This is a genomic window from Pseudomonas syringae (genome assembly GCF_023278085.1).
Taxonomy (GTDB): domain Bacteria; phylum Pseudomonadota; class Gammaproteobacteria; order Pseudomonadales; family Pseudomonadaceae; genus Aquipseudomonas; species Aquipseudomonas syringae_Q.
The window spans coordinates 2,479,162-2,492,158 of record NZ_CP066265.1 but is presented as its reverse complement, the minus strand read 5'-3'; the positions used below and the strand labels follow the sequence as shown (position 1 = coordinate 2,492,158).

The window sequence follows — 12,997 nt, the reverse complement described above, 5'->3', positions numbered from 1 at the left end:
CTGATCGTGCCAGCGTTTGCGATCCAACGCCATCGAAGCGTTTCAGAAAGCCGACGCTTTGGTCTCCGGTTCTTGTGCACTGAGCGCGATTCTCGACTCGGCCTTGCGGATATCCTCGAGAAACTGCGGTGCAGGCAACGGGTGCCCGAGCAGAAAACCCTGCAGGGAATCACATCCCAGGTGAGTCAGAAAACGCTGCTGGAGCGTGGTTTCAACGCCTTCGGCGACGATGCGCAAATTCAGTGCCTGCCCCACCGCGACGATCGCCGACACAATGGCCGCATCGTCGGTGTCGTGTTCCAGATCGCGAACGAAACCGCGATCGATCTTGATTTCGTTGGCCGGCAGCCGTTTGAGGTACATCAGGCTGGAGTAACCCGTACCAAAATCATCGATCGACAGGTCCAGGCCCATCTCTGACAACCTGTTCAGCACGCCGAGGCTGGCATCCGCATCATCCATGGCGGTGGTTTCGGTGATTTCCAGCGTCAGGCAGTTGGCCGGCAACTGATGACGGGCCAAGGTATCCGCAACGGTGGCAACCAGACCGGAGTGGCGGAATTGCAAGGCCGACAGGTTGACTGAAATGCGCCAGTGCGAGTACCCCTCGGTGTACCACTCACGCATCTGCCGGCAGGCTTCGTCCAGCACCCATTCACCGATCTGAATGATCAGTCCGGTTTTCTCGGCCATGGCAATGAACAGATCAGGTCCCAGCACCCCGCGCTCTGGGTGATTCCAGCGCAAAAGGGCTTCGGCACCTATCGGCAGCCCGGTCAGAGCGTCAAATTTGGGCTGATAATAAAGACAGAAGTGCTTTTGCTTGAGCGCGGTGCGCAAATCCTGCGACAGCTGCAACTGGTTGCGAGCGTTGCAGTTCATCGATACTTCAAAAAAACTGTGGCCGTTCTTGCCTGCTGCTTTGGTGTGATACATGGCTGCATCGGCGTTGACCAACAGTTCGTGCTGGGTTGCACCATGGCCTGGATAAATGCAGATGCCGATGCTGAGCGAAATCTGCAACTGGTGTTCGCCGATCAGGAACGGATTGCTGATCTCGCTGACCTGACGGTTCGCCACCGTCAGCGCGTCCTGTTGATCGGCAAGCTCGATAAGCAGGACAAACTCGTCGCCGCCGACTCTGGCCAGCGTGTCATGCCGGTTCACGTTCTGACGCAGCCGCAACGCCACCTGACGCAACAGCAGATCGCCCGTGTGGTGGCCGAATGCGTCATTTACCGGCTTGAAACCATCCAGGTCCATGAACATCAAGGCAAAACAACCGCCCGTCTCATCGGCCCTGGTCATGGCCTGCTCGACACGCTCCGCGAGCAGCACACGGTTGGGCAGCCCGGTGAGGTTGTCGTGCATCGCCAGATGGGTGAGTTCCTGGTTGGCCTGGTTCAGAGAGTTGGACAGCACCGCCGTGCGCGCCTCAAGATGAGCATCCAGAATACAGGCGAACAGGGTGAGGCTCAGGACCGTCAGGCTGGCAACCAGCACCACTCTGTCCAGCCCGTTACTGCTCAGCCCGTTGACCAGCGCCCCACAAAAGCTGCCTTCGGCAAAGTTGGCGGCCGCCATGCCGGTGTAGTGCATGCCGACTACGGCGAGGCCCAGCACCACTGCCGCGCCAGCGCGTACCAGAAACATGCGAGGCCGGTGATGGCGGAGACGGAACGCGATCCACAAACCCGCCGCCGACGCTGCAACGGCGATCACCAGTGACAGGACGAACAGGACGGGCGTGTGTTCGATAGCGGGCTGCATGCGCATGGCCGCCATGCCGGTGTAATGCATGGCGCTGATACCCAGCCCCAGCAGCACGGCTCCCAGACTCAGTTGCAGTAGCGAAAGCTGCGGTTGTGCAACCAGCCACAGGGCGAATCCCGATGCCAGGACGATGATCGACAGCGACATCAGCAGGAGTGGCACGTCATAGCCGAGGTCGATGGGCAAGACGAAGGCCAGCATGCCGATGAAGTGGGTTGACCAGGTGCCGACACCCATCGCAAAAGCGCCGCCGACAATCCACACATACACCGCCCGCCCTTGGGCAGAGCTGATCCGGCCAGCGAGATCAAATGCGATGTAGGACGCAAGGATCGCAACGAAAACGGAAAGAACGACAAGCGAGGGTATATAACTGCCAATCAACATAGACGCACCTGAAACCCAATGAGCGCGTCCGTGCCGTTCTTGTGCGCTGATTGTACGCAATAGCTACCAAATGTCGCGGCACTTGGTCGAAAAAGGTGGCAGTGCGCCATTAATTTTGCAGTTATCAGCGATAGATAAAGAAAACTTGCTCTTTATTGCCTCAGCAGGCTCACTCCTTCAGTGTCATATCACGCTCGGCATCCCAGCCGCCACCCAGCGCAGCGATCAGTTGCACACTGGCAAGCAACCGGCTTTGCAGTACGTTGAGCACACTTCGCTCATTGCTCAGCGCAGTGGCCTGCACGTTGACGACGTCCAGATAGCCGATCAGACCAGCCTTGTACTGGTTGTTGGTGAGGCGCAACGAATCACGCGCGGACACCAGCGCTTCCTGACGCACCGCGGCCTCGTCTTCATAAACCTTGAGCTGGATAAGGTAGTTTTCGACTTCCTGAAAACCGTCGAGCACCGTTTGACGGTATTGCGCAACCGTCTGGTCATACAAGGCTTCGGTACGTTCCACCTCTGCCGAACGTCGACCGCCGTCGAACAGGGTCAGGGCCAGTTGCGGCCCTACCGACCAGAAACGGTTAGGCAGGCTGATCCAGTTGGCGAAGGTACTGCTGCTGTAACCGCCGCTCATGCTCAGGGTGAAGTCCGGATAGTAAGCCGCCTTGGCGACCCCGATGTTGGCATTGGCGCCCATCACCGAACGTTCTGCTGCCGCGATATCAGGCCTGCGCTCCAGCAGCTGCGATGGCAGCCCCGGCGGGATAGCCGGCAACTGCGGAATCGTCGTGCTGGCCGGCAGGTTGAAGTCAGCCGGTGCCACGCCCATCAACACGGCAATGGCGTTCTCGTATTGCGCGCGCTGCCAGGCCAGATCAATCAGGTCGGCCTGCGTGCTTTTCAGCTGGGTCTGCGCCTGAGCGACCGAATCACGTCCGGAAATACCGGCGCGGTACTGATTCTGGGTCAGGGTCAGGGAGCGCTGATAGGCATCGACAGTGGACTCCAGCAAACGCTTCTGTTCGTCGATCACCCGCAATTGCAGGTAATTCTGGACCAGCTCCGATTGCAGGCTCAGGCGCATTGCGGCCAGGTCGGCAAGGCTGGCCTGCGCGTTCGCGGTGTCGGCCTCCAGGCCACGGCGCAGTTTGCCCCAGACGTCGGCCTCCCAACTGACGCCCAACTGGGCGTTGTAGCTGTTACGAATCCCCGAAGCGCTGGTCCCGGAGTTCGATGTTCCGGTGCCCTGCCCTGAACGGGTCTTGCCGGTCGTCAGGTCCAGAGTCGGCATGAAGGCCGCTCTGGAACTGCGCACCAGCGCCTGTGCCTGACGGTATTGCGCTTCGTACTGGGCCACTGTCTGGTTGGACGTGTTCAAACGCTCGACCAATGCATTCAGGTCCTTGTCACCGTACACCTGCCACCAGGCGCCCTTGGCCATTGCGTCGCCGGGGGTCGCGGCCCGCCAGCCCTGAACCGCCTTGAACTGCACAGGCGCGGCCATGGTCGGCCGCTGATAATCCGGTCCGACCGCGCAGGCGCTGAGAAAAGCGATACAGACTGCCAGCCCGAGCGGGCGAATCAGCCATTCTGGACGGGATGTGAAAGCCGGGCGTTCGGTCATAGCGGAGTTTCCAGAGCGGCATCAGTGCGCACGCCACGCCATTTACTGAAGCGATGGCGCAGACGATCGAGATAAAGGTAAACCACAGGCGTGGTGTAAAGCGTCAGGATCTGACTGAAGATCAGGCCGCCAATAATGGTCAGGCCCAGCGGCTTGCGCATTTCGGCACCTTCGGCCGTACTGAGCAGCAGTGGCAAGGCACCGAGAATCGCCGCCATGGTGGTCATCAGAATGGGCCGCAGACGCTGCAGACAGGCATTGCGGATCGACTCCTCGGGCGCCATGCCCTGCTCGCGCTCAAGGTGCAGCGCCAGATCGATCATCATGATGGCGTTCTTTTTCACCACACCAATCAGCAGAAACAGTCCCAGCAGGGATATCAGGCTGAACTCGCTGCCGACCACATAGATCGTCAGCAAGGCGCCGACGCCCGCCGATGGCAGGGTCGAGAGAATGGTCAGCGGGTGAATGTAGCTTTCATAGAGAATCCCCAGCACCAGATATACCGCGAGCAGCGCTCCGAGAATCATCCAGGGCTGGCTTTTCTGGGTCGCGGCGAACGCATCCGCAGTGCCTGCCATTTTGGTGATGATGTCTGCTGGCAGCCCGATGGCCGCGATCGCCCGTTCGATGGCGACGTTGGCCTTGTCCAGGCTCGCGCCTTCTGCCAGGTCAAAGGAGATGTTTTCAGCGGCGAACTGCCCGTCATGGGAAACCCGGTCGTTGGCCAGACTGCGTTCGTAATGGGCAATGCTGGACAACGGCACACGCTGACCGTCTGCGGTGATGACCTGAACCTGCTCAAGTGTCACCGGGTCCTGCGCGTATTTGGGATTGACCTCCATCACTACCTTGTACTGATTGAGGCTGTCGTAAATGGTCGACACCTGGCGCTGGCTGTAGGCATTGTTGAGTACCGCAGTCACCATGCTCATGTCGATGCCCAGCCGCTTGGCGGTGTCGCGGTTGACCACCAGCGTCACTTGCTGGGCTCCGCGCCCTTCCCGGGCATCGATGGCGGTCAGCTCGGGGACCGACTTGAGTGCCGCGACGATCTTCGGATACCACTGGCGCAGGCTGGTCAGGTCGGCGCTCTGCACAATGTACTGGTACTGCGAGCTGGTCTGCTCGCGCCCCCCGCCCAATTGCAGGTCCTGGTCCGGCGCCAGGAACAATCGCCCGCCCGGTACATGCGGCAAGGTCTTGCGCAAGCGCTCGACAACTTTTTCCGCCGACAGTTTGCGCTCGGCGATTGGCACCAGACGCACGATCATGAACGCGTTGTTGGTGCCGCTGCTGCCGCCAATGAACCCGGCAACGCTCTCTACTGCAGGGTCGGCCAGCACGGCACGGCGGAATTGCTCCATCTTCGGCTGCATCACCGAAAACGACAGGCCGTCGTCGCCACGGACGAAACCCATCAGTTGCCCGGTGTCCTGCTGCGGCAGAAACGTCTTGGGCACCACCACGTACAGCGCGATGTTGACGATGACGGTGATCAGCAGGCTGATGAGTGTCAGGCGCGGATGGCGAAACACCCAGCCCAGCGAACGGTCGTAGCCTGCCACCATGCGGTCATTGACCCTCTCACTCCAGCGCTGAAAGGCGTTCTCGCCGCTGGCTTCACGGGGTTTCAACCAACGGGCGCACAGCATGGGGGTCAGCGTCAGTGACACGATCAACGAGACGATGATCGCCACCGACAAGGTGATGGAAAACTCGCGAAACAGACTTTCTACCAGCCCGCCCATGAACAGGATGGAAATGAACACCGCAACCAGCGAGACGTTCATCGACAGCAAGGTGAAACCTACTTCCTTGGCCCCCAGAAACGCCGCTTTCATGGGGTCCAGGCCGTTGTGAATGTGCCGGGAAATGTTTTCCAGCACCACGATGGCGTCGTCGACCACAAGCCCGGTCGCGAGGATCAGGGCCATCAGCGACAGATTGTTCAGGGAAAAGCCGAACAGGTGCATGATGGCGAAGGTGCCGACCAGCGACACCGGAACCGCCAGCGTGGGAATGAGCGAGGCGCGAAAGCTGCCGAGGAACAGAAAAACCACCATCACCACCAGAATCACGGCGATCAGCAGGGTCATTTCAGCTTCGTGCAGCGTCGCCTTGATCACCGGCGAGCGGTCCATGGCGATCTCCAGCCTGACACTTGCGGGCAGCACGGCCCGCAAGGCTGGCAATTGCGCCTTTATCTGCGCAACGGTCTCGATGATGTTGGCTCCCGCCTGACGGTTGACGACCAACAGCACCGCCTGATCATTGTTGAAGAAGCCACTGTTGTAGCGGTCTTCCACCGCATCGCTGACCTTGGCGACATCCTTCAGACGCAGGGTCGCGCCATCCTTGTAGCGAATGATCAGCGGTGCGTAGTCAGCGGCTTTTTCCAGCTGATCATTGGCCTGAACCTGCCAGTTATGCAGGTCATCCTCGACAAAACCCTTTGGCCTGCGCACGTTGGTCCCGGTAATCGCGGTGCGCACGTCATCCAGCGATACGCCGTACTGGGAAAGCATCTGCGGTTCCAGCTCGATGCGCACGGCGGGCAGCGAACTGCCGCCGATCTGCACCTCGCCAACCCCCGAAACCTGCGACAGGCTTTGCGAAAGGATGGTCGAAGCCAGGTCGTAAAGCTGGCCCTTTTCCAGCACCGTCGAGGTCATCGACAGCACCATGATCGGGGCCTGAGACGGATTGACCTTCTTGTAGGTCGGCATGCTGCGCATCCCGCTCGGCAGCAGATTGCGCGAAGCGTTGATGGCCGCCTGCACTTCGCGAGCGGCGCCATTGATGTCGCGATCGAGGTCGAACTGCAGAATGATCCGGGTTGTACCCTGGCTCGAATTGCTGGTCATGGTGTTGACCCCGGCAATACTGCCCAGAGAACGTTCGAGCGGCGTTGCCACAGTGGACGCCATGATCTCCGGGCTGGCCCCGGCGAGGCTCGCCGAGACCACGATGACCGGGAAATCCATGTTCGGCAAAGGTGCCACGGGCAACAACCTGAAACTGACCGCGCCCAGCAGCATGATCGCCAGGCTCAGCAGGACGGTCGCAACCGGGCGGCGGATAAAGGGGGCGGACAGGTTCATGCGTCAGCCTGTTGCGAGCGGTCCGGGGCAGCGGGTTTACGACTCCAGCGCTGACCGAGACGGTCGAAATACAGATAGATCACTGGCGTGGTAAACAGCGTCAGGACCTGGCTGAGCAGCAGGCCACCGACCATCACCAGACCCAGCGGCTGGCGCAACTCGGCGCCGGAGCCGCTCGCCAGCATCAGCGGAACGGCACCGAACAACGCCGCCAGGGTGGTCATCAGAATCGGCCGGAAGCGCAGCAGCGCTGCTTCGTAAATCGCCGTTTCCGGGTCGACGCCGCGATTGCGTTCGGCATCCAGAGCGAAGTCGATCATCATGATCGCGTTCTTCTTGACGATGCCGATCAGCAGAATGATGCCGATGATCGCGATCATTCCCAGATCGTTGCCGCTGATCAACAGCGCCAGCAAGGCGCCGACCGCCGCCGAAGGCAGTGTCGAGAGGATGGTGATCGGGTGGATGTAGCTCTCGTAGAGCACGCCCAGCACGATATACATGGTCACCACCGCCGCCAGCACCAACAACAGGGTGCTGGACAGCGAGGCCTGAAATGCTTCGGCCGCGCCCTGGAACCGGGTCTGCACGCCAATCGGCATACCGATGTCCTTCTGCACCTGCTCGATCACTTCCACGGCCTTGCCCAACGCAACGCCGGGGGCAAGGTTGAAGGACATCATCACCGCCGGAAACTGCCCGAGGTGGGTAATCGCCAGCTGTGCCTGACGCTGCTCGACCCGCGCCAGACTCGACAGTTTGACCTGTGCACCGTCAGTGGTCTTGACGTGGATCTGTTCAAGTGCGGCAGGACCGAGCTCACTGGCGGACGCCGCCTGCAAGACCACGCGGTACTGGCTGGCCTGAGTGTAAATGGTTGATATCTGCCGCTGGCCGAATGCGTCATACAGCGCATCGGTGATATTGGCCACCGTCACGCCGACCCGGCTGGCTGCGTCGCGATCGATATTCAGATACACCTGCAACCCCTTGTCCTGCAGGTCACTGGCCACGTCGGTCAGCTCGGAACGCTTGCCCAGCGCGTCGACCAGCGTCTGGCTCCACTTGCTCAGCAGCTCGGCATCGGGGGATGACATGCTGAACTGATACTGGGTACGGCTGACCCGGTCTTCGATGGTCAGGTCCTGTACCGGCTGCATGAACAGACGGATGTCCGACAGTTTGTCGACCTGCGGCTGCAGGCGCTGGATGACTTCGCTTGCCGTGAGATCACGTTCACCATGCGGCTTGAGGTTGATCAGCAGGCGTCCGCTGTTGAGCGTCGCATTGTCGCCGTCCACACCAATGTACGAGGACAGGCTGACCACCGCCGGGTCCTGAAGAACAATGTCCGCCAGCGCCTGCTGGCGCTCGCTCATGGCCGCAAACGAAACGGATTGCGGCGCTTCGGAAATGCCCTGGATGACGCCGGTATCCTGCACCGGAAAGAAGCCCTTGGGCACCGCGATGTACAGCAGTACCGTCAGGCCCAGCGTGGCGATGGCAACCAGCAGGGTCAGTGGCTGATGCTTGAGTACCCAGCGCAGCCTGCCGGCATACAGATCAATCAGCCAGTCGATCCACGCACCACTGGCCTTGTAGAAACGGCTCTGGTCTTCCTCTTTCGGCTCACGCTTGAGCAGACGCGCGCACATCATCGGAGTCAGCGTCAGCGAGACCACCAGCGAGATGAGGATGGCAACCGCCAGGGTGATGGCAAACTCGCGAAACAGGCGCCCCACTACATCCGCCATGAACAGCAGCGGGATCAGCACTGCAATCAGCGACAGGGTCAGGGAAATCAGGGTGAAGCCGATCTGCTTTGCGCCCTTCAGCGCAGCCTGCATCGGCGTTTCGCCTTCCTCGATGTGCCGGGAGATGTTTTCCAGCATCACGATGGCGTCGTCCACCACGAAACCGGTGGCGATGGTCATCGCCATCAGTGTCAGGTTGTTGATCGAGAAACCGGCGAGGTACATGACGCCGAACGTCCCGACCAGCGACAGCGGCACAGCAATCGACGGGATGATGGTCGCGCTGAAGCGACGCAGGAACAGGAACGTCACCAGCACCACCAGCACGATGGCGATCAGCAATTCATGCTGAACATCGGCCACCGACGCCCGAATGGTCTGGGTACGGTCAGTCAACACCACCACGTCGAGGCCTGCCGGAAGGTTATTGGTGATCCCCGGCAGCATGGCCTTGATCCGGTCGACGACCTCGATCACGTTGGCACCCGGCTGCCGTTGAATATTAAGCAAGACAGCCTGACTGCGATTGGCCCAGGCAGCCAGTCGTTCGTTCTCTGCACCGCCGACAATTTCCGCGACGTCTTTCAGGCGCAACGGCGCGCCGTCCTTGTAGGCCAGAATCAGGTTGGCATATTCCTCGGGGGACTTGAGCTGATCGTTGGCGTCGAGCATCGATACCCGGGTCGGCCCGTCAAAGTTGCCCTTGGGCTGATTGACGTTGGACGCGCTGATGAGCGTGCGCACGTCGGACAGATTGAGGCTGTTGGCCGCCAACGCCTCGGGATTGACCTTGATCCTGACTGCCTGACGCTGCCCGCCCGCAATACTGACCATACCGACGCCGCTGATCTGCGAAATCTTCTGTGCCATGCGCGTATCGACCAGATCATTCAGTTTGGGCAACAGCATGGTTTTGGAGGTGATGGCCAGGGTCAGCACCGGCGTGTCGGCCGGGTTCACCTTGTTGTACACCGGCGGGGCCGGAAGATCGGTCGGCAGCAGGTTGGTGGCCGCATTGATCGCTGCCTGCACTTGCTGCTCGGCCACATCCATATTGATTTCGAGGCTGAAACGCAGGGTGATCACCGAGGCGCCACCCGAACTGGTGGACGCCATCTGGGTAAGCCCGGGCATTTGCCCGAACTGGCGCTCCAGCGGCGCAGTCACCGAACTGGTCATTACCTGCGGGCTGGCACCGGGGTACAGCGTCATCACGCGAATGGTCGGATAGTCCACCTGCGGCAAGGCCGAAACCGGCAGCAAGGTGTAAGCGATGAGACCGGCCAGGACGATGGCCAGCATGCTCAACGTAGTGGCTACCGGACGCAGGATGAACAGGCGCGACATGTTCATACGTTTGGTTTTTCCACCTTGCCAAGCACTGCCGACTTGTCAGTGCCGCTGCCCGGCTTGCCGTGCAACTTCTCAACCGGGCTTGCCGGTACATCCTTGCTGTCGTTGACCACTTCCACTTCAGCGCCATCACGCAGTCGATCCGTGCCTTCGAGCACCACCCGCTCGCCCGCAGCCAGGCCTTCGGTGATCACCGTCGACGTTTCGTCGCTTGGACCGGTTTTCAGCAGCTTGAGTTTGACCTTCTTGTCGCCGTCCAGCACATAGACGAACGTGCCGTCGGTACCAAACTGCACGGCCGCCGTTGGCACCAGAATCGCCTGGCGAAGCGTGTCCGCACGCAGGCGCACGTTGACGAACTGGTTGGGGAACAGGATTTCGTCGCCGTTATCGAAACGGGCCTTGAACTTCAGGGTGCCGGTCGCCACGTCGATCTGGTTGTCGAGGCTGGCGAGCACACCGGTCGCCTGCATTTTCGTGTCGCCACGGTCCCACGCTTCGACGGGCAGCTTTTCGCCGGTGCGATAACGGGCGATGACCTTGGACAGGTCTTTCTCAGGCAGTGTGAAGTTGACCGAAATGGGCTGGGTCTGGGTAATCACCGCCAGCGCCGTGGTGTCGTTGGCGGCAACCAGATTGCCGACATCCAGCTGTTTGAGGCCCACCCGGCCCGCAATCGGAGACCGGATACGGGCAAAGTCCAGGTTCAGCTTCGCTTCAGCCACCGCTGCCTGGTTGGTCTTGATCGTGCCCTGGTACTGATTCACCAGTGACTCGGCGGTGTCCAGCGTCTGCTTGGCGATACTGTCTTCGGCAAACAGCCCGCGATAACGCTGCACATCAAGCTGAGCATTCTTGAGCAACGCCTGATTGGTGGCCAGCGTGCCTTCGGCCTGCTGCAAGGCGACTTGATAGCTGCGTGGGTCGATTTCTGCCAACAGATCACCGGCCTTGACCATCTGCCCTTCCTGGAAGTAGATCTTGACCAGTTCCCCCGCCACCCGGCTGCGCACATTGATGGTGTTCATCGCCGTCACAGTACCGAGCGCCTTGTAGTAGATCGGAAAATCGCCCTCGGTCGCTGGAGCTACACGCACCGGGACAGCCACCGCCGAGGCACCGAAACCAGGTCGGCCGGCACCCGCCTTCTTGCTCTCGGCCCCCTTGCCGGGTGTCGATGCAGGCCATAGCCACCAGCACAGGACAACGATGACCACAAGGACCAACAAACTGATCAACCAGCGACGGGATTTACGGGGGCCAGACAATTGCATGAATAAATCAACCATTACGGGTGGGGGGTTGTTCAGAAGGCAGAACAATAAGCACAGATACGTGACAAGCAAAGCGCCTTTACCAAGCCCTTACTTAATAAACGTATAAAGCACGAACAGAATAACGGCCTGAGTGGTATCAGGCCGTCAATGTGTTGCGGAACGTTACTTCAATACAGCCAGTGCAGCGTCGTAGTTCGGCTCTTCGGCAATTTCCTTGACCAGTTCGCTGTGCAGGACATTGTCGTTTTCGTCGAGCACGACTACCGCGCGTGCGGTCAGGCCTTTCAATGGGCCGTCGGCAATAGCAACGCCATAGTGCTGGCTGAAATCGGCACTGCGGAACGAGGAAAGATTCTGCACGTTTTCCAGACCTTCAGAGCCGCAGAAGCGTGCCTGGGCGAAAGGCAGGTCGGCGGAGATGCACAGGACCACGGCATTGCTCAGTTCGTTTGCCTGGGCATTGAACTTGCGGACCGATGTGGCGCAGGTCGGCGTATCGACACTCGGAAAGATGTTCAGCACTTTGCGCTTGCCTGCAAAATCGGCCAGGGTCACGTCGGACAGGTTGGCAGCGGTCAGCGTAAAAGCAGGTGCCTTCTTGCCAGCGGCAGGCAGCTCGCCATTGACTTGAACCGGACCGCCTTTGAGAGTCACTTGAGCCATGAAACACATTCCTTATTGAAAATGGGTAAAGAGCCGGAAGTTAAACACGAAAGTGGCTTCTGGCCTATATCGGAGAATTCCGAATTTGCTCAGGAAACGAGTCTGTCCCTGATATCTGGGTGGGCGCACAACTCCACCAGCCAATCGACGAATACCCGCACTCTTCGCGACAATTGTCGATGCGGCGGATAAAGCGCGGTCAAGGGCAGGGCCGGCGGGCGATACTCGCGTAACACCTCGACCAGCGCACCACTGCGCAGTTGTGCGGCAATGTGATAACGAGGCACCTGCACCAGGCCGAAACCCGCTTCGCAGGCGGCCACATACCCCTCCGCACTGTTGACCGACACCGAACAGGTCATGCCGTGATCACTGTCCAGGCCATCGGCCATGAACTCCAGGCCATAACGTTTGCTGGTGCTGGACGAGAAATATTCAATGACTTGATGCTGCGCCAGGTCATGCAGATCCCGCGGCGTGCCGTATCTGTCGAGATAGTCTCGGCTGGCGCAGGTAATCTGGGTCAGATTGCCCAGCGGCCTGGCGACCAGCGTGTCATCCAGCGCATCGCCAGCGCGCAGCACACAATCCACACCTTCACGTATCAGGTCGACCGGCCGGTCGCCCATGCCGATCTCAAGCCTTACCTGCGGGTAGCGCCGGGTGAACTCGGGCAACGCCGGGATCACGATCATACGGCCCAGGCTCACCGGCAAATCCACGCGCAGCAAGCCCTTGGGTTCAGCCCCCTTGGACGAGAAGGCAGCTTCGGCGTCGTCCAGATCGGCAAGCAGGCTGACGCACCGCTGATAATAGGCTTTGCCGTCCGGCGTGGTACTGACCTGCCGCGTAGTGCGCTGTAACAATTGCACACCCAGATGCGCTTCCAGCTGCTTGATCAGAACCGTCACTGACGCGCGCGGCATGTGCAGGCTGTCGGCAGCCTTGGCAAAACCGCCCAGTTCGACGATACGGGTGAATGCGCGCATGGCGTTGAATCGATCCATGATTACCGGAAGCCTGAGTTCAAGGAGTGTGTGAGGGATCACACTG

General features: G+C 60.1%; 7 protein-coding genes. All 7 read right to left on the bottom strand.

Translation table 11 applies throughout. The features are described from left to right. Positions 1-42: 42 nt before the first annotated feature. The 7 genes from I9H07_RS11140 to I9H07_RS11110 all read right to left on the bottom strand — a co-directional run bounded on the left by I9H07_RS11140 (position 43) and on the right by I9H07_RS11110 (position 12,951). Entirely contained in the window at positions 43-2,160 is a 2,118-nt protein-coding gene (locus I9H07_RS11140) for a putative bifunctional diguanylate cyclase/phosphodiesterase (protein ID WP_236424560.1), read from the bottom strand. A gap of 169 nt (positions 2,161-2,329) precedes the next feature. Then, entirely contained in the window at positions 2,330-3,793 is a 1,464-nt protein-coding gene (locus tag I9H07_RS11135) for an efflux transporter outer membrane subunit (RefSeq protein WP_024673227.1), read from the bottom strand. After that, positions 3,790-6,897, bottom strand: a complete 3,108-nt coding sequence (locus I9H07_RS11130) for an efflux RND transporter permease subunit (RefSeq protein ID WP_058824539.1) — start codon at positions 6,895-6,897, stop codon at positions 3,790-3,792. The genes I9H07_RS11135 and I9H07_RS11130 overlap by 4 nt, the downstream gene beginning before the upstream one ends. Further along, positions 6,894-10,004 (bottom strand): MdtB/MuxB family multidrug efflux RND transporter permease subunit, encoded by a 3,111-nt coding sequence (locus I9H07_RS11125; RefSeq protein WP_058824540.1) that lies wholly within the window; start codon positions 10,002-10,004, stop codon positions 6,894-6,896. The genes I9H07_RS11130 and I9H07_RS11125 overlap by 4 nt, the downstream gene beginning before the upstream one ends. Beyond that, positions 10,001-11,293 carry an MdtA/MuxA family multidrug efflux RND transporter periplasmic adaptor subunit gene (locus I9H07_RS11120; protein ID WP_024673224.1) on the bottom strand — a complete coding sequence of 431 codons (1,293 nt, stop codon included), beginning with the start codon at positions 11,291-11,293 and terminating at the stop codon, positions 10,001-10,003. The genes I9H07_RS11125 and I9H07_RS11120 overlap by 4 nt, the downstream gene beginning before the upstream one ends. Positions 11,294-11,443: 150 nt before the next feature. Beyond that, on the bottom strand, positions 11,444-11,944 hold the full coding sequence (gene tpx / locus I9H07_RS11115; RefSeq protein WP_024673223.1) for a thiol peroxidase: 501 nt from the start codon (positions 11,942-11,944) through the stop codon (positions 11,444-11,446). Positions 11,945-12,033: 89 nt separating this feature from the next. Next, the gene (locus tag I9H07_RS11110; RefSeq protein WP_236424559.1) at positions 12,034-12,951 is read right to left on the bottom strand and encodes a LysR family transcriptional regulator; all 918 of its coding nucleotides are present in this window, start codon (positions 12,949-12,951) and stop codon (positions 12,034-12,036) included. Positions 12,952-12,997 lie beyond the last annotated feature (46 nt).